The following is a 16,785-nucleotide window of genomic DNA, read 5'->3' as shown; positions in this document are numbered from 1 at the left end:
GGGAGTCCCCATGACCTCAGTGCCCGAGACCTCCGCCGGCGCCTCGCCCCGTACGCCATCGGCCGGAATGTCCGCCGCCGCTCCCGACACCGATGCCTCCGCCCGCCGGCTGGCCTACGTCACCGTGGGACTGCCCACCCTCGGATTCGCCGGCGCGGTGCTGTTCTCCGCGGTCTACGGTTTCACCGCCGTCGACCTCGGGCTGCTCGTCGGCATGTATCTGCTGACCTCGCTGGGCGTGGAGGGCGGATTCCACCGCTTCTTCTCGCACCTGTCCTTCGCGGCCAGGCCCGGTGTCACCGCGTTCTGGGGCATCGCCGGGTCCATGGCGGCCCAGGGCCCGATCGTGTTCTGGGTCGCGACGCACCGGCAGCACCACGCCTTCACCGACCGCGACGGCGACCCGCACTCGCCCCGGCCGGTCGAGGACGGCCGCCGCTTCGGCCGGGCGCGCGGGCTCTGGCACGGCCACGTCGGCTGGCTGTTCACCATCCGCCGGCAGAACTGGAGCAAGCACGTCCCGGACCTGCTGCGCAACCGGCTGGTGATGCGGATCGACGCGTACTACTTCGGCTGGGTCCTGCTCGGCCTCGCCCTGCCCGCCCTGCTGGGCTGGGCGCTCACCGGGGGCAGCGGCCGGGGAGCGCTCGGCGGCCTGCTCTGGGGCGGACTGGCCCGGATCTTCCTCCTCGACCATGTGACGTGGAGCGTCAACTCGATCGGTCACACGCTGGGGAGCAGACCGCACCGCACGCGGGACAACAGCCGCAACGTCGCCTCCCTCGCACCGCTGTCGGTCGGGGGCTCCTGGCACAACAACCATCACGCGCAGCCGGCGCTGGCGCACAACCGGCACACGTTCTGGCAGATCGACATCGCGGGGGGATTCATCCGGCTGCTGGACCTCCTGGGCCTGGTCTCCGACGTCCGCTACCCGAAGCGCACACGGCCGGACTAGGCCGGCGCGCCATCCCGGACAGGGACAAGGCCCCCGCTGGACACGGCCCCGCAGACCGCACCGCAACCCCAGCCGAAAGGAGCGGCCCTCGTGTCCGCAACCACAGCCGATCCCCTCGCGGCGGCAATCGTCAAGCTGGACCCCGCCAGCCGCCGGATCAAACGCTTCTCCGCCCTGACCACGATGACCCTGCCCCTCCTCGGCACCGTCGCCGCGGCCTGGTTCCTGTGGACCGGGAACTTCACGACCACGGACCTGGTCCTGTTCTGCGTGATGTATTTCGTCCACATGGGCGGAATCACCATCGGATTCCACCGCTATCTCTCCCACAAGGCGTTCAGGACCTCGCCCTTCTTCGAGGGCGTCATGATGGTCACCGGCTCCATGGGCGCCCAGGGCCCGCTGATGTTCTGGGTCACCACGCACCGCAGGCACCACCGGTTCAGCGACCGCGAGGGCGACCCGCACTCGCCCAACCTGCACGGCCGCAGCCTGCGGGCCAGGCTGCGCGGCCTGTGGTACGCGCACATGCCGTGGATGCTGAGCGACGAGACCTCCAAGTGGACGGTGTTCGCCCCGGACGTCCTGCGTGACCGCCGGCTGATGTGGTACCACCGCACCTATCCCACCTGGGTGATCGCCGGAGTGCTGCTCCCGGCGGTGCTCGACCTCGCCGTCGAGCGGACGCCGACGGCGGCCCTGACGGGCCTGGTGTTCGGCGGGCTGGCGCGGATCTTCGTCGCCAACCAGGCCGCCTGGTGCGTCGGTTCGGTCTGCCACGCCATCGGCAGCCGCCCCTTCGACAACACCGACCGCAGCGCCAACAACTGGCCCGTCGCCGCGTTCACCTTCGGCGAGGGGCTCCAGAACAACCACCACGCGTTCCCCGGCTCCTACCGCCACGGTGTCACCTGGTGGGAGCCCGACCTCAGCGGCTGGCTGCTCTTCGGCCTGGGCAAGGCCGGCGTCGTCTGGGACCTGCGGGAACCGGACGCGGCGGCCATCGCCAGGAAGCGGGCCGTGAAGGCCGCCGCATGACCACCGTTCCACCCCCATCCGCGCCATCCCATCCGCACACCGGCAGGAGCCTCGGAACATGTTCGGACGCAAGAAGGACGCACAGCAGATATCCGGCCCGCTGACGGAGGAGTCCCTCCGGCAGTGGCTGATCGACCACCTGGCCCGGCGGATCGAGGTGCCGCCCGCGGACATCGACACGGCCAAGTCGTTCGAGGCGTACGGGCTCGACTCCCGGGTCGCCGTCCAGGTGTCGGGCGCGCTGGAGAAGGTCGTCGAGCGGCGGCTCTCCCCGGGGCTGCTCTACGAGCACCAGACCATCGACGACCTGAGCGGCCACCTGGCGCGGGAGCTCAGGCTGTCCGACCGGACGGGCTGAGGGGACACGGGACGATGGCCGCATACAACTTCCCCTCGGACCCCGGTGAACCCTTCCGGGACTTCCTCCGCAAGTCGGAGCAACTCGAGGGCGAGCGGCTCGCGTCGGCGATCCCGAGGGACTACTTCGAACCCCGGGTCGCCCGCGGCCTGCTCGGCTTCGCCGTCAGCTGGGTGCTGTACATCGGGGCGATCGTGGGCGTCGCCTACGCGCCGCACTGGCTGCTGTACATCCCGCTGTGGGTGGTGGCGGGCCTCGGCGGCTGGGGGCTGCACTGCATCGCCCACGACTGCGGGCACGGCTCCTTCTCCCGGTCGCGCAGGTTCAACTTCGCCGTCGGCCATGTGTCCCTGCTGCCCCTGATCTACCCCTTCCACGCCTGGCGGCACGTACACAACCTGCACCACAGCCACACCAACAACCTGGAGCTGGACACGGACTGGCGGCCGGTCCCGGCGGCGCTGTACGACCGGATGCCGCTCCGCGAGAAGGTGATCTACCACGGGACGCGCACCTGGGCTTTCTGGGGCGGCACCATCAACTACTGGCGGGAGTCGGGCTTCCGGCCCTCCTTCTTCCCCAAGCGGGAGGCGCGCCGCGACGTCCGCCGGTCGATCGTCTTCGTCCTGGCCGTGTGCGTCCTGTACTTCACCCCGCTCGTCTACTTCACGGGGGTGGAGGGCTTCTTCCTCTACTTCATCGCACCGTGGCTCGCCACCCACGCGTGGTTCAGCGCGACGACGCTGATGCACCACAGCGCGGACGACGTGCCCTACCTGACCAACGAGCACTGGACGCGCAACGCCAGCCGGCTGCTGGTGACGACCGACTACGTGTATCCGAAGTGGCTGCTCTTCCTCACCCACAACATCTCCATCCACACCGCCCACCACGTGGCCCCCGTCGTCCCGTACTACAACCTCCGCAAGGCCCAGGCGGCGCTGAAGGACGCGTACCCCGGCATGGTCCGCGAGGAGCGGGTAAGGGCGGGCCAACTGGCGCGGATCATCCGGCGGCTGCACTTCTACGACACGGAGTCCGGCTTCTACACCGACTTCTCCCGCACGAAGACCGCGCCCGCGGACGCCGCGCCGGCGGTGAGGACGCCGTCATGACACCGCTCGCGCTGAGGAGGGCCGCCCACGCCGCGGTCGGTGCCGTGCTGCCGGGTGTCGGCGGGCGCTGGGCGACCGATGTGTTCAGCCGGACCCGCGCGCTGGGCGGCCGGCCCGACAACGTCCTGCCGCTGGGCGCGCGGAGGTTCGCCGTCGAGGGGAACCCCGATGTGCGCGGGGGCTATCTGTGGGGTGACGACGACGGGCCGGCCGCGCTGCTCGTCCACGGCTGGGGAGCCGACAGCAGCAGTATGTACTCCCTGATCGCACCGCTGAGCCAACTCGGCTACCGCGTCGCCGCGTTCGACGCCCCGGCCCACGGGGTGCACGAGGGCACGCGTGCGACGATGACGCAGTACACGACCGCCGTGGGCGCCGTCCTGGACTCGCTCGGCGGCGCGCGCGTGGTGCTCGCGCACTCGCTGGGGTCGATCGCCGCGGTCGGCGCCGTGGCCGCGCGGCCACGGCGGAGCGTCGACTGCCTCGCCCTCGTCGCCCCCACCTGCACGCTCACGGCGGTGCTGGAGGGGTGGGCCAGGGACGAGCTGCGGCTGTCGCGCGCCGTCGTCGACCGCGTGTACGCCGAGCTGCACCGCCGCAACGGGGTGCCCGTCGGCCACTGGGACGTCGTGGGCCTCGGCCGGGGTCTCGACTGCCCCGTCCTCGCCCTCCACGACCCCGACGACCCGGTCGTCCCCTTCTGCGAGGCCGAGGCGATCGCCGCCGGACTGCCCGGCGTACGGCTCGAAAAGGCGCCCGGACGCGGCCACATGGGCATCCTGATGTCCCCGGAGGCCAAGAGCGCCGTCTCCGCGTTCGTCGCCGAACACGGAACGAGGACGGGAGAGACCATCCGGTGAGCGAGGAAACGGAATCCGGCGGCAGGGCGTGGATGTGCCTCGTCTGCGGCTGGGTCTACTACGAATCCCTCGGCCTGCCCGAGGAGGGCATCGCCCCCGGGACACGCTGGGAGGACATCCCGGCGGACTGGAAGTGCCCCGACTGCGGCACGACGAAGGACGACTTCGTGATGACCCCGCTCTGACGCCTCTGCTTTTCGGCACTCGGGCCGCCCGACAACTTATGGAGAGCCATGACCACCACCGCCACGGACCCACGCACCGCCATGATGACCCTGCTCTCCCCCCAGGGGAAGCGCGACCCCTACCCCCTCTACGAAGCCCTCCGCGCGTACGGCCCGCTCATTCCGCTGGGCCCCGGCCAGCTCCTCGTCACCGGCCACGCCGAATGCGCCCGGGCCCTGCGCGAGCCCGCCCTGCTCTCCACCGACGCCGCCGTGCAGGACGCGATGATGCCCGGCTGGCGGGACCACTCCTCCTGGCGCTGGCTCACCAAGAACATGCTCTTCAGCGACAACCCCGACCACGACCGCTACCGCCGCTTCTTCGGCGTCGCCTTCACCCCCCGCCGCATCGCCGACCTGCGGCCCGTCGTCACGGAACGCATCACCGCGCTGGTCGACCGCCTCGCGGCACTGGGCGCGGACGGCTCCCCGGTCGACTTCATGGCGGAGTTCGCCTTCCGGGTGCCCATGGCCGTGATGGGCGAGCTGCTCGGCATACCCGAGGAGGAGCAGCCGGGCTTCCGCGGCGCCATCGGCGCGATCACCACCGCGCTGGAGCCCATCCAGGACCTGGAGCAGCTCGCGCCGGGCGATGCCGCGATGGACGAACTGGCCGTCCATTTCACCGAACTGGTCGCCGAGCGGCGCGCCCGGCCGGGCACCGACCTGGTGAGCGAGCTGGTCCGGCTGCGGGACGGCAGCGGCGATCTCAGCGAGGAGGAGCTCGTCGCCAACTTCATGCTGCTCCTGGTCGCCGGCACCGAGGCACCCATGGACCTCATCGGCAACGCGCTGCGCCTCGCCGTGGAGCACCCCGAGCACGCCGGCCGGCTGCGCGAGGACCCCTCGCTCGCCCCGGGGTTCGTCGAGGAGACCCTGCGCTTCGACCCCGCCGCGCAGGCCCTGAACCGCATGGCCGCCAGGGACTTCGACTTCTTCGGGGTGCCCGTGACCGCCGGCACGAAGGTGACGCTGCTGATCGCCGCGGGCAACCGCGACCCGCGCCAGTACGCGGACCCCGGCGTCTTCGACCCGGCCCGGCAGGGCAACCACGCGCTGACGCTCAGCGGCGGCGCGCACTACTGCCTCGGCGCGGGCCTGGCCCGCATGCAGGCGGAGATCGCGCTGCCCACCGTGCTCCGCCGCCTCCCCGGCCTCGCTCTCGCGGGCGAACCCACCTTCCGTGACCAGCTCGTTCAGCGCGGATTCGGTCAACTCCCCGTGAAGTGCGGGTGAGCGGCCCACGTCACACTGCGGCAGCGCTGAGTGACGCTGTATGCTCCAGTGAGTTGGAAAAGCCAACGCACTAGCGAGGAGAGCGATGACTCAGACTGCCGCCGGACAGGCGGGCAGTGCGACGAAGCCCCGCTTCGGTCCAGTGTTCGCCGTCGTAGTAGCCGGGGTTGCGATGTCCAACCTCGACATGTTCATCGTGAACGTCGCCCTGCCCGACATCGGCGACCAGTTCTCCGGGTCCTCGCTGGCGTCGCTGTCGTGGATCCTCAACGCCTACGCCGTGGTCTTCGCCGCGCTGCTCGTCCCGGCGGGCAGCCTCGCGGACCGCACCAGCCCGCGCCAGGCGTATCTGCTCGGCATCGCCGTCTTCACCGTCGCCTCCGCGGCCTGCGCGGTGGCGCCGGGGGTGTGGGTCCTCGTCGCGGCCCGGGTCGTCCAGGCCGTGGGCGCGGCCATGCTGATCCCCGCCTCCCTGGGCATCCTGCTCGCCGCGGCCCCGCCCGAGAAGCGCGTCGCCGCGGTCCGCGGCTGGACGGCCATCAGCGGGGTGGCCGCGGCGCTCGGCCCCGTCGCGGGCGGTCTGCTCACCCAGCTCGACTGGCGCTGGGTCTTCCTGGTCAACCTGCCCATCGGCGTCTTCGCGCTGGTCGTCGGCGTGCGGGTGCTGCCCCGTACGCCCGCCCGGGCCACCACCGACCGGCTCGACCTCGTGGGCGCGGCCCTCCTCACCCTCGGCATCGCCGTCCTCGCCCTCGGCCTGGTCAAGAGCGAGGACTGGGGCTGGACCTCCGGCCGTACGATCGGCTCGCTGGCGGCGGGCGCCGTCCTGCTGGCCCTCTTCCTCTACGGCTCCTCCCGGCACCCCTCGCCGATCCTGCCGCTGCACCTGCTGAAGGTGCCCGCCGTCGGGCCCTCCACGCTCGCCAACCTCCTCTTCGCGGTGGCCTTCGGCGCGATGCTGCTGTCCGCCGTGCTCTGGTGCCAGCAGGTCTGGCACTGGTCCCCGCTGCGGACCGGCCTCGCCATCGCCCCCGGGCCGCTCATGGTCCCCGGCTTCGCCATGGGCATCGGCCCGGTGATCCGGCGGATCGGCTCGGCCGCGGTCTCCACGATCGGCTGTGTGCTCTTCGCGGTGGGCATCGGCTGGTGGATCTACCGCCTCGACACCGGCCACGACTACGCCGCGGGCCTGCTCCCCGGCATGCTGCTCACGGGGGTCGGGGTCGGCCTGGTCGTGCCGACGCTGGTCGGCGCGGCGGTCACCGCCCTGCCCCCGCAGAGCTTCTCGACCGGCTCGGCCGTGGTGACGATGGCCCGTCAGGTCGGCTCGGTGCTGGGCGTCGCCCTGCTGGTCGCCTTCCTCGCCGCGCCGCACGGCGGTGACCCCGTCACCGCCTTCGACCACGGCTGGGAGTTCGTCCTCGTGTCGGCCGCGGCCGCGGCGGTGGTGTGCCTCTTCATCCCCCGCGCGCGGCAGAAGCAGGCGGCGTGAGGGCGTACGTACCGGTGGAGCCCGGAGGCACGAAAGCCCCCGAACCCTCCGGGCTCACGCGCCCCCGTGGCGCGGCCGCGGCCTGACCGGCCGTCGGCACGGCGTACGCCCGGCCGGGCGGCCCGTGCGCGCGGTGCACCCCACCGCGCCGGGCCGCCCGGCTCTTTTCCGTCCCCGCCGAAAGAGGGGGGTTTCCCCCACCTCGGCCGGGGGTCCACGTCCCTGGCCCGCCCGTACCTCCCCTGATTGGCTGGTGGAGCGCGGGGAGGGAAGGGCCCTCGCCGCCGACACGGACAGGCAAGGGGACGGGACAATGCGCGCGTACGGGCGAAAGAGCCGCTGGTCGAAGGCCGGGCGGATGAGTGCCGCGGTGACCGTGGCCGCCGCCGTCGCGGCCGGGATCGCGGTGGCACCGCAGGTGGGCGCCACCGGCTCGCCCGCGGGCGACCGGGGTCACTACGGCCGCGGCACCCTGGAGGCGGACGTTCGCGCGGTGCAGGCCGCCGGGGGAAAGGTGAGCGTCCTCGCCGAGGTCGCCACCGCGAACGGCTCCGTCCGCGCCAGGTCGGCGACGGGGGAGCAGGTGCCGTGGGACGCGCAGTTCCGCGTGGCGAGCACCACGAAGACCTTCACCGCCACCGTCGCGCTCCAGCTGGCCGCCGAAGGGAAGCTCTCCCTGGACGACACGGTCGACAAGTGGCTGCCCGGAGTCGTGTCGGGCAACGGCAACGACGGATCGAGGATCACGGTCCGGGACCTGCTCCAGCAGACCAGCGGCCTCTTCGACTACGTGGACGACCCGGAGCTCTCCCGCGCACTCGCCGGGGACTTCGAGAAGTTCCGCTACGACGCCACGCCCGCCGAGCAGTGGGTCGCCGTGGCGATGCGCCACCGGCCGCTGTTCACTCCGGACCGCGAGCACCCCCGCTGGGCTTACTCCAACACCAACTACCTCCTCGCCGGCATGATCGTCGAGAAGGCGGGCGGCCTGCCCTGGCGCGAGCAGGTCGAACACCGCGTCATCGCCCCGCTCGGCCTGCGGCACACCACGGTCGCGGGCGCCAACCCGTTCCTCGCCGGACCGCACGCCCGGGTGTACTTCGACCTGCCCGGCGGTGCGCGGCTGGACGTCACCGAGCACAGCCTCCAGCACACCGCGGACTCGGGGGTCGTCAGCACCACGGGCGATCTCAACACCTTCTTCCGCGGCCTCGTCACCGGCAAGCTCCTGCCCAAGGCCCAACTGGCCGAGATGCAGCGGACCGTGGCCCGGACCGATGACAGCGACGACCTGGCCGAGTGGCCGCAGGGAGGGTACGGGCTCGGGCTGCGCTGGGTCCCGCTGTCCTGCGGCAGCGGCTACTGGCACCACGAGGGCGACGGCTTCGGCTCGTACACCCGCACCGGCGTGACCCCGGACGGCAAGCGGTCCGTCGCGGTGTCGATCACCAGCTCGGGGGACCGCCCCGACTCGGCGCGCCTCAACCCCGCCGCCCGGAAGCTCGTCGACAACGCCCTGTGCGCACGGCCGACTACGGAGACTGCGAAGAAGTGGGCGAAAACGCCCTAAAAGGGGTGTAAGTCCATCGCCGCACGATGGACTTACACCCCTTTGTCCACTTTGGTGCTCCATATTGACACGCGGCGCCGCGATCCATAATGCTCATTCCACTAGCTGACTAGTTAATTAGCAAGGTGGGCGATGGGTGGGATGAGATCAGCCGACGGCGCGGGCCGCTGGGCGATGGAAGCGCGGGGGCTGGGCAAGCGCTACGGACGGAACTGGGCGCTGCGCGACTGTTCCTTCCGGCTCCCGGCCGGGGCGATCTGCGGGCTCGTGGGCTCCAACGGTGCGGGCAAGAGCACCCTGCTGAACATGGCGGCGCGACTCGCCCGGCCGACGACCGGCAGTCTGCGGATCTTCGGACTGCCCGTGACGGACCCGGGGGTGCTGGCCGACTACGCCTTCCTGGCACAGGACAAGCCGCTGTTCCCGCGGTTCACCGTGGAGGAGACCCTGCGGCTGGGCGCGGAGCTCAACCCCCGCTGGGACCGGGCGGTCGCCGAACGGATCGTGCGGTCCGGCAAGGTGCCGCTCGGCGCCCGCGTGGGAACGCTCTCCGGCGGCCAGCGCTCCCGGGTGGCGCTCGCCCTGGCCTTCGGCAAGCGGCCCGAACTGCTGCTGCTCGACGAGCCCCTGGCCGAGCTCGACCCGCTGTCCCAGCACGAGATAGCGGGCCTGCTGATGGCCGAGGCGGCCGAGCAGGGCACGACCGTCGTGATGTCCTCCCACCAGCTGACCGACGTGGCCACCATGTGCGACCACCTGCTGGCCGTCTCCGAGGGCCGCGTCCGCCTCGCGGGCGAGGTCGACGAACTGCTCGGCGCCCACCGGCTCGTCACCGGGGCGCACCTCGTGGAGGGCGTACCGCCGCAGATCGCCCGGCACACCGTCGTCGAATCACGCACCACCGGACGGCAGTTCACCGCGCTGATCCAGGCGCGCGGCCCGGTCGAGGGGGACTGGAAGGTCTCCGCACCCAGCCTGGAGGAGGTGCTGCTGGGCTATCTGCGCTCGCCCGGCACGCCCGCCCTGCTGACCGCGGACGCCCAGGTGGAGGACGAGGACCGCGGGACCCGCGGGGAAGAGGAGGCGGCCGCGTGAGCGCGACCGTGGAGACACCTTCGAAGAACGAGGCCGGCAAGCAGCCGCCGCGCGTCCTGCGCGGCATGGCGTGGCTGGTCTGGCGCCAGCACCGCACGGCCTTCCTGGCCTGTCTGGCCCTCGCGGCGGCGGCCTGCCTCAACATGCTGTGGGAGCGCGCCTCGACGATGGACTACCTGGCCGGCGGCCGGGCGGGCATGCCGGACGGCGACTTCAGGATGGCCTTCCAGGGGACGTCGTACGCCTCGGCCTTCCAGGACGGCGCCTGGGTGATGTCGATGCTCCCCGTGGTCGTGGGCGTCTTCCTCGGCGCCCCGCTGATCGCGGGAGACCTGGAGCGCGGCACCCTGAAGCTGGTGACGACCCAGTCGATGACCCGCCGCCGCTGGCTGGGCACCAAGACCGGCATGGCGGTGCTCGTCACCCTGGTGTGCTCGGTCGCGCTCTCCGCCGTCTTCACCTGGTGGTGGGACGGGGTGCACGCCGTCACGTTCAGCGACTGGACCGGCGGCAGCGACTTCGACACCACCGGCCCCATGCCGGTGGCCTGGTCACTGCTCTACCTCGCCGTCGGCATCGCGTTCGGGGTGTTCGTCCGCCGGGTGCTGCCCGCCATGATGCTGACGCTCGGCCTCTTCTTCGCGATGGGGATGGTGGTGTGGGACAAGATCCGGCTGCTGCCCTTCACGCCCCGGGTGATCACCAACCCGGTGGAGCAGGGCCAGCCGCCCGTGCCCGAGGGCGGCGCGCGGTTCGACAACTGGACCGTCGACGCCCACGGCGGGCTCCACGGCTTCGGCGCCTGCTCCAACGAGCGCACGCCCGCCGCGTGCCGGGCGAACAAGGGCATCGTCGCCGAGCGGCTGGAATACTTCGGCCACGACCAGATGGGCGCCATGCAGTGGACGTGGGCCGCGATCCTGCTGGCGGCGGCCCTCGCGGTCGCGGGCCTCACCCTGTGGTGGGTCCGCCGGCGCCCGCTGTGAGCCGCGCGGCCGCCGCGTCCACGCGCGCACGGACGGCATGAGGGGGCGGGGCGACATGGTCGAGTTCAGGATCGACCGGCACAGCGGCATGGCCGCCTACCTCCAGATCGTCCAGCAGGTCCAGGAAGCGCTGCGGATGGGCATCCTCGCCGAGGGCGACCAACTGCCCACCGCCGCACGGGTCGCGCGGGACACCAAGCTCAACCCCAACACGACGCTGAAGGCGTACCGGGAGCTCGAACACCTGGGGCTCGTCGAACCCCGCCCCGGCGTGGGCACCTTCGTCAGCGCCGTCCCGGCGCAGCGCAGGCCGCTGGCCGACTCCCCGCTCCGCGGCGAGCTGGCGGAGTGGATGCGCCGGGCGCGCGTGGCGGGACTCGACTGGGCGGACGTCTCGGCGCTCATCACGGCGGCACGCGCGGAGCACTTCCCTGCGGGGTGACGGGGGTTGTGGCCGACGTGTGTGCCCGGCTGCGGGCCGTCCCGTCCGCACCACCGCTGCGCGGAGGCGTCCTCAATCTCCCCCAGACTCCGTCCAGGGGTGCCCCCACGGGCTGGAGGTGGCTGATGTGGCTGCCTCCGCAACCGCGACCGCAGGCGCCAACGCCCCAGCAAAGCGAACCCACCGACACCTGACTGACGAAACGGCATGACGACACCATGAAACCGGTCCCGATACCCGGCTCCCGTACGAAGGACCCCGCCCCGGCGGCGGACCCCGGCGGCGGACCGGCGCTGCCCGAGTCGTCGGCCACCCGCATGGCGAAACGTATCTTCCCGCTGGTGTGGCCGCCCCTCGCGATCTACGCCGTCACCGCGGCCCTGCACCTCGCGCTGCTCTCCGCGATGGCGGGCCCCGACGGCCCCGGGCTGCGCGAGCGGCTGCTCTCCTGGGACGGCAAGCTCTACGTCGACATCGCCGCCAACGGCTACCCCGACGGCTACTCCTACGCCGCCGACGGCAGCCTCACCGGCAACAACCTCGCCTTCTTCCCGCTGTATCCGCTGCTGATACGGGTCGTCCACACGCTCACCGGCCTCGACCACGAGACGGCGGGCATCGTCGCCGCCCACCTCGCGCTGATCGCCGCGCTGATCGTCGCGCAGTCCCTCTTCACCCGGCTGTACGGGCGGCGGACCGCCGTCATCGCGGTCGTCCTGCTGGCCGGGGCGCAGCCGATGGCCGTCTCCTTCCTCATGTCCTACAGCGAGTCGCTGTTCCTCGCCCTGGCCGCCGGGACGCTGCTGGCCGCGCACCGCCGCGCCTGGCTCACCGCGGGCACGCTCGCGCTGCTCACCGGGCTGACCCGGCCCGCCGCCGCGGCGGTGGTGGCCGCCCTGGCCGTGGCCGTGGCCCTGGAGCTGCTCCGGGAACGCCGGTGGCGGGCCCGCCCCTTGGCGGCGCTCGCCCTGGCCTGCGCGGGCACGCCGCTGTATCTGTGGTGGGTGGGCGCGCGCGTCGGTGACATGGACGCGTGGTTCACCATCCAGGAGGCAGGCTGGGGCACCCACTGGGACAACGGGGCCGCCTTCCTCGACTTCCTCCGCGAGTCGTTCGCCCACGGCGAGGGATGGGTGCCGGTGAGCACGGCCGTGCTGCTGCTCGGGCTGGTCTGCGCGACGGTGATCGCCTGGCGGCGCGACGCGTGGCCGCCGCTGCTCGTCCACGGCACGGGCATCCTGGTGCTCACGCTCTGTCAGAGCAACTACTCCCACTCGAAGCTGCGCCTGCTGGTGCCGGGCCTGCTCTTCCTGGTGCCGGCGGCCAGGGCGCTGGCACGGGCGCGGCCGGGCACGGCGGTGCTCGCCCTGACGGCGGCGACGGCCTTCGGCTGCTGGTACGGCGCGCACATGCTCACCATCTGGCGCTACGCGATCTGAGCACGGGAGCCCGGCCACCCCAGGGGCGCACGTGAGTAATCGCATCGATGCGGAGAGTTAAAATTTTTGACGTGTTGCCGCACAACCAGCTCCGCCTTCCGGTTCATTGGACGCACCGCACGACGGATCGAGGGATCTGTGACTGGACGACCGGACCGGCCCCCGCCGGTCCGTAACGGCGACCGCCGCCTGGCGATCACCTTCGCCGCCTTCCGTGAGATGCACGCGCACCGCTGGAGCGCGTACGCCCATGTGCACACCGGGGACGGGGCAGCGGCGGAGGAGATCACGGAAGCGGTCTTCGGGCAGCTGTGCCGGCAGTGGCCGCACGTGCTGCGCCGGCCGTCCGCCGCCGCGTACGCCTGGTCGTTGCTCAAGGGGCACTTGGCGGCCTGGCTCGCGGTGCGCGGCCGTGACTCCGCGCTGGTGACGGCGGCGTTCGGCTGTGCCGACCGGCTGCCGGACGAGTGCCGGCGGCGGTTCGAGCTGCTGGAGAACCGGATGGCGCTGTACGCGGCCGTCGCCCGCCTGCCCGAGCGGCAGTGCGACGCCCTGTTCCTCCACCATGTGATCGGCTACAGCGTGGGCCAGGTCGCGGGCCTCCTCGGGGCCGACGAGTCCATGGTGCGCTCCCACATCGGCCACGCGAAGCGCCGGCTCACGTCCGTCCTGCCCGTCCTGGACCCCGTCAGCGGGAACTGACGCCGCCCGGCCGTGTCTTCACGGGGCGGCGGTGACAGCCGGGGTGCGGCGCGCGGCGGGGACGACCACGGGGGAGCCGTCCGCGGGGGCCTGGAGGATGTCGGCCTCGATGCCGTACAGCTCGCGCACCAGGGCCGTGTCGACGACGTCGCGGGGCGCCCCGTGGGCGACGACCCGGCCGTCCTTCATGGCGATCACGGAGTCGGCGTAGCGGGCCGCGCCCGCGAGGTCGTGGAGGACCATCACGACCGTGCGCCCGGCGGTGGCCACCTCCCGCACGAGATCGAGGACTTCGACCGCGTGGCCGATGTCGAGCGCGCTCGTCGGCTCGTCGAGGAGGACGATGGGGGTCTCCTGGGCGAGCACCATCGCCAGCCAGCAGCGCTGGCGCTGGCCGCCGGAGAGCCGGTCCAGGCGGCGGTCGGCGAGCCCCTCGACCCCGGTGGCCCGCAGGGCCTCGGTCACGGCGCGCTCGTCGTCGCGCGACCACTGGCGGAAGAGGCCCTGGTGCGGGTGGCGCCCGTAGCGCACGAGCCCGGCGACGGTGACGGCCTCGGGCGCCAGCGGGGACTGGGGGAGGAGCGCGATGCGGTGCGCCGCCTGACGCTGCTTCAGCTGCCAGATGTCGGCGTCGCCCGCGTGCACCCGCCCGGACTCGGGCTGGTGGAGGCGGGCGACGGCGCGCAGCAGCGTCGACTTGCCGCAGCCGTTGGGGCCGACGATCGCGGCGACCTGGCCGGAGGGGATGGTGAGGTCGACGCCTGCCACGGCGCGGTGGCCGGGGTATCCGGCGATGAGCTGTTCGACGCGGAGCTCCACGGGCAGGGGCCTTTCCAGAAGATCGCCGATCGGTGTGGACCCTCGTACGGCAGGGCTTTAAGGTAAGGCTAACCTAATGTCTATCGCAGGTCAGTGCGAGGGTTCTCGTACGGACCGCCTTTGCCTTGCCCTTCCCTTTTCGTCTTCCCTTCACGTCACGTCCGGAGCCTTCCATGACCTCACCCCACCGCTTCCTGCTGTCCGCCGCCCCGCGCCGCGCGGTTCAGGTCCTCGCCGCCGTGGGGGCGGCCACGCTGCTGGTGACCGGCTGCGGCTCCGACTCCGGTTCGGACAAGGGCTCGGACGGCAAGGCCGAGGCGGCGTCGGGCACGGGCGGGAAGCGTACGGTCAAGGACGCGACCGGCAAGGCGATCGAGGTCCCGGCGAACCCCCAGCGGATCGTGACGCTCACTCAGGAGGACCTGGACGCGGTGCTGGCGCTCGGCGTCAAGCCGGTCGGCATCACCAACGGGCAGGGCCTGAACAAGCCGCCGGCCTACCTCGCGGACAAGGTCAAGGACATCAACGTCGTCGGCAACCTGCTCCAGCCGGTGATGGACAAGGTCGTCGCCGCCAAGCCCGACCTCATCCTGGCCGGTGACATGCAGGACGAGCAGATGCTCAAGCAGCTGCGCGAGATCACCCCCGCCACGCTGGTCACCATGGCCCCCACCGACGACTGGAAGCTCTCCTTCCGGGGGGTCGGCAACGCCCTCAACAAGATGGACCAGGCCAACAAGGCCATCGGCGACTACGAGGCCAAGGCCAAGAAGGCCGGCGAGGGCCTGGGCGCCAACAAGGGCGCCGAGGTCAGCATCGTGCGCTGGAACCCGGACGGCCCCAGCTGGATGGAGAAGAAGCAGTTCGCGAGCGGGGTCGCCCTCGACATGGGCCTGAAGCGGCCCAAGACGCAGGACAAGGACGGCAACGCGCACGCGCCCGCGCTGAGCCTGGAGAAGATCAACGAGATCGACGGCGACTGGCTGTTCCTCTCCACCCTCACCTCGGACGGCGAGAAGGCGCTGAAGGACGTGCAGGAGAAGCCCGCGTACAAGGACCTGAACGCCGTCAAGAAGAACCACGCCGTGACCGTGAACGGCTCGGTCTGGTCGACGCGCGGCGGCCCGATCGCGAGCGGGGTCGTCGTGGACGACATCACCAAGGCGCTGTCGAAGTCCTGATCCGGACGCCGGCGCAGGACGGGCGGGAAGGGGCCGGAAGCGGCTCCCTTCCCGCCCGGGCTCACGCCCTCGCGAAGTCGGCGGCCGTCCAGGCCATGCCTATGGCCCCGTCCAGCAGGGCCTGTTCGCCCCGGGGCGAGACCGCCGCCGCCGCGAACTCCGCCTCGTGCGGACCGCAGGCGCCGCCTGTGATGTCCAGCACCGGATGGATCGACGGCACGACGTGCGAGACGTTGCCCATGTCCGTGCAGGCGAACGCCTCCCGGCGCCCGGGCTCGGGCCGCCCCAGCGCCCGCGCGTTCTCCTGCCAGAGGGCGATGAGCCGCGCGTCCGTGCGGAAGTCGAGGTAGTCCGGCTCCGGGCGGGTGAGCTCCACCTCGCAGCCGGTGGCCAGCGCGCCCGCCCGGAAGCACGCCTCGACGCGCTCGCGCAGCTCCCGCAGGTCCTCCGCGGCCGAGGCGCGGATCTCGTACTCCGCGGTCGCGCGGTCGGGGATCGCGTTCGGCGCCGTGCCCGCGCCGGTCGTCACGCCGTGCACCTTCCACTGCGGCGGCAGCTGCTGGCGCAGCAGCCCCAGCGCGACCTGAGCGACCGTCAGGGCGTCGGCGGCGTTGCGGCCCTCGTGCGGATTGAGGCTCGGGTGGGCGGCCCTGCCGGTGTACGCCACGGACAGGGTGCCCAGCGCGAACGAGCGGAACTCCGCCACCTCGAACGGGCACGGGTGCACCATCATCGCCGCGTCCACGCCGTCGAACGCGCCGGCCTCCAGCAGCAGCGCCTTGCCCGCGCCGCGCTCCTCGGCCGGGGTGCCCAGGACCCGTACGGTCAGGCCCAGTTCGTCGGCGTGCGGGGCCAGGGCGAGCGCCGCGCCGAGCCCGGCCGCGGCGATCAGATTGTGGCCGCAGGCGTGCCCGAGGTCCGGCAGCGCGTCGTACTCGCAGGCGATGGCCACGGTCACCGGGCCCGAACCGGCCGTCGCGCAGAACGCGGTGTCCAGGCCGTACGCGGGAGCGGTGACGGAAAAGCCGTGCCCGCGCAGGAAGTCGGCGCACCAGGCGGCGGCGCGGTGCTCGGCGAACGCCGTCTCCGGGTGGGCGTGGATGCGGCGGCTCAGCGCGAGCAGGTCCTCGCGGTGGGCGAGCACTCGGGCGCGCAGGGCGGGTTTGAGGCCGTCGGCCGCGGTCATGGTCTGGCTCCTGTTCGTCGTACCCGCTTTCGGAAGCACTCTCACGGGCAGTCAAAAAATAGCTTAGGCTTACCTAAGCTGACA

General features: G+C 72.2%; 17 protein-coding genes. 15 read left to right on the top strand and 2 right to left on the bottom strand.

Annotated elements, in window-relative coordinates; translation table 11 throughout:
- Positions 1-10: 10 nt before the first annotated feature.
- From ABD269_RS24650 to ABD269_RS24585, 14 genes are all read left to right on the top strand, one after another.
- Entirely contained in the window at positions 11-958 is a 948-nt protein-coding gene (locus ABD269_RS24650; RefSeq protein WP_344121114.1) for an acyl-CoA desaturase, read from the top strand.
- 90 nt (positions 959-1,048) lie between these two features.
- On the top strand, positions 1,049-1,996 hold the full coding sequence (locus ABD269_RS24645) for an acyl-CoA desaturase (protein ID WP_301891162.1): 948 nt from the start codon (positions 1,049-1,051) through the stop codon (positions 1,994-1,996).
- A gap of 58 nt (positions 1,997-2,054) precedes the next feature.
- Entirely contained in the window at positions 2,055-2,354 is a 300-nt protein-coding gene (locus ABD269_RS24640) for an acyl carrier protein (protein ID WP_301891161.1), read from the top strand.
- Between the two features lie 14 nt (positions 2,355-2,368).
- The gene (locus ABD269_RS24635; protein ID WP_344121111.1) at positions 2,369-3,469 is read left to right on the top strand and encodes a fatty acid desaturase; all 1,101 of its coding nucleotides are present in this window, start codon (positions 2,369-2,371) and stop codon (positions 3,467-3,469) included.
- The gene (locus ABD269_RS24630; protein WP_344121109.1) at positions 3,466-4,329 is read left to right on the top strand and encodes an alpha/beta fold hydrolase; all 864 of its coding nucleotides are present in this window, start codon (positions 3,466-3,468) and stop codon (positions 4,327-4,329) included. The genes ABD269_RS24635 and ABD269_RS24630 overlap by 4 nt, the downstream gene beginning before the upstream one ends.
- Entirely contained in the window at positions 4,326-4,514 is a 189-nt protein-coding gene (locus ABD269_RS24625; protein WP_425315887.1) for a rubredoxin, read from the top strand. Before ABD269_RS24630 ends, ABD269_RS24625 begins: the two co-directional genes overlap by 4 nt.
- A 48-nt stretch (positions 4,515-4,562) precedes the next feature.
- Complete coding sequence (locus tag ABD269_RS24620; protein ID WP_344121106.1) at positions 4,563-5,789, top strand: cytochrome P450; 1,227 nt, start codon at positions 4,563-4,565, stop codon at positions 5,787-5,789.
- A gap of 85 nt (positions 5,790-5,874) precedes the next feature.
- Positions 5,875-7,281, top strand: coding sequence for an MFS transporter (locus tag ABD269_RS24615; RefSeq protein WP_301891157.1), 1,407 nt, complete (start codon positions 5,875-5,877; stop codon positions 7,279-7,281).
- A gap of 313 nt (positions 7,282-7,594) precedes the next feature.
- Positions 7,595-8,851 carry a serine hydrolase domain-containing protein gene (locus ABD269_RS24610; protein ID WP_344121103.1) on the top strand — a complete coding sequence of 419 codons (1,257 nt, stop codon included), beginning with the start codon at positions 7,595-7,597 and terminating at the stop codon, positions 8,849-8,851.
- A 141-nt stretch (positions 8,852-8,992) separates the two neighbouring features.
- On the top strand, positions 8,993-9,946 hold the full coding sequence (locus ABD269_RS24605; protein ID WP_425572971.1) for an ATP-binding cassette domain-containing protein: 954 nt from the start codon (positions 8,993-8,995) through the stop codon (positions 9,944-9,946).
- Positions 9,943-10,932: an ABC transporter permease gene (locus ABD269_RS24600; RefSeq protein WP_344121099.1), complete on the top strand. Its 990-nt coding sequence runs from the start codon at positions 9,943-9,945 to the stop codon at positions 10,930-10,932. Before ABD269_RS24605 ends, ABD269_RS24600 begins: the two co-directional genes overlap by 4 nt.
- Positions 10,933-10,987: 55 nt before the next feature.
- Positions 10,988-11,374 carry a GntR family transcriptional regulator gene (locus ABD269_RS24595; protein WP_344121097.1) on the top strand — a complete coding sequence of 129 codons (387 nt, stop codon included), beginning with the start codon at positions 10,988-10,990 and terminating at the stop codon, positions 11,372-11,374.
- A 218-nt stretch (positions 11,375-11,592) separates the two neighbouring features.
- Positions 11,593-12,813, top strand: coding sequence for a hypothetical protein (locus ABD269_RS24590; protein WP_344121095.1), 1,221 nt, complete (start codon positions 11,593-11,595; stop codon positions 12,811-12,813).
- A 138-nt stretch (positions 12,814-12,951) separates the two neighbouring features.
- Entirely contained in the window at positions 12,952-13,515 is a 564-nt protein-coding gene (locus ABD269_RS24585) for an RNA polymerase sigma factor (RefSeq protein ID WP_344121093.1), read from the top strand.
- An 18-nt stretch (positions 13,516-13,533) separates the two neighbouring features.
- Here ABD269_RS24585 and ABD269_RS24580 read toward each other — a convergent pair whose 3' ends face one another.
- Positions 13,534-14,334 carry an ABC transporter ATP-binding protein gene (locus ABD269_RS24580; protein ID WP_301891150.1) on the bottom strand — a complete coding sequence of 267 codons (801 nt, stop codon included), beginning with the start codon at positions 14,332-14,334 and terminating at the stop codon, positions 13,534-13,536.
- Positions 14,335-14,507: 173 nt separating this feature from the next.
- On the opposite strand from ABD269_RS24580, the gene ABD269_RS24575 reads away from it, so the two are divergent.
- Positions 14,508-15,515: an ABC transporter substrate-binding protein gene (locus ABD269_RS24575; protein WP_344121090.1), complete on the top strand. Its 1,008-nt coding sequence runs from the start codon at positions 14,508-14,510 to the stop codon at positions 15,513-15,515.
- 61 nt (positions 15,516-15,576) lie between these two features.
- Here the strand turns inward: ABD269_RS24575 and ABD269_RS24570 are convergent, their stop codons facing one another.
- Positions 15,577-16,701: a M20 family metallopeptidase gene (locus tag ABD269_RS24570; protein ID WP_344121088.1), complete on the bottom strand. Its 1,125-nt coding sequence runs from the start codon at positions 16,699-16,701 to the stop codon at positions 15,577-15,579.
- Between the last annotated feature and the right edge of the window lie 84 nt (positions 16,702-16,785).

The sequence above is a fragment of the Streptomyces blastmyceticus genome (assembly GCF_039521185.1).
GTDB lineage: Bacteria > Actinomycetota > Actinomycetes > Streptomycetales > Streptomycetaceae > Streptomyces > Streptomyces blastmyceticus.
The sequence above is the reverse complement of the archived record's forward strand: the minus strand, read 5'-3'. Positions and strand labels throughout refer to the sequence as shown.

Coding starts and splice junctions, on each gene's coding strand:
- ABD269_RS24620 (WP_344121106.1), top strand. CDS start 4,563: ATGACCACCACCGCCACGGACCCACGCACCGCCATGATGACCCTGCTC.
- ABD269_RS24595 (WP_344121097.1), top strand. CDS start 10,988: ATGGTCGAGTTCAGGATCGACCGGCACAGCGGCATGGCCGCCTACCTC.
- ABD269_RS24615 (WP_301891157.1), top strand. CDS start 5,875: ATGACTCAGACTGCCGCCGGACAGGCGGGCAGTGCGACGAAGCCCCGC.
- ABD269_RS24630 (WP_344121109.1), top strand. CDS start 3,466: ATGACACCGCTCGCGCTGAGGAGGGCCGCCCACGCCGCGGTCGGTGCC.
- ABD269_RS24605 (WP_425572971.1), top strand. CDS start 8,993: ATGAGATCAGCCGACGGCGCGGGCCGCTGGGCGATGGAAGCGCGGGGG.
- ABD269_RS24640 (WP_301891161.1), top strand. CDS start 2,055: ATGTTCGGACGCAAGAAGGACGCACAGCAGATATCCGGCCCGCTGACG.
- ABD269_RS24590 (WP_344121095.1), top strand. CDS start 11,593: ATGAAACCGGTCCCGATACCCGGCTCCCGTACGAAGGACCCCGCCCCG.
- ABD269_RS24650 (WP_344121114.1), top strand. CDS start 11: ATGACCTCAGTGCCCGAGACCTCCGCCGGCGCCTCGCCCCGTACGCCA.
- ABD269_RS24575 (WP_344121090.1), top strand. CDS start 14,508: ATGACCTCACCCCACCGCTTCCTGCTGTCCGCCGCCCCGCGCCGCGCG.
- ABD269_RS24635 (WP_344121111.1), top strand. CDS start 2,369: ATGGCCGCATACAACTTCCCCTCGGACCCCGGTGAACCCTTCCGGGAC.
- ABD269_RS24570 (WP_344121088.1), bottom strand. CDS start 16,701: ATGACCGCGGCCGACGGCCTCAAACCCGCCCTGCGCGCCCGAGTGCTC.
- ABD269_RS24610 (WP_344121103.1), top strand. CDS start 7,595: ATGCGCGCGTACGGGCGAAAGAGCCGCTGGTCGAAGGCCGGGCGGATG.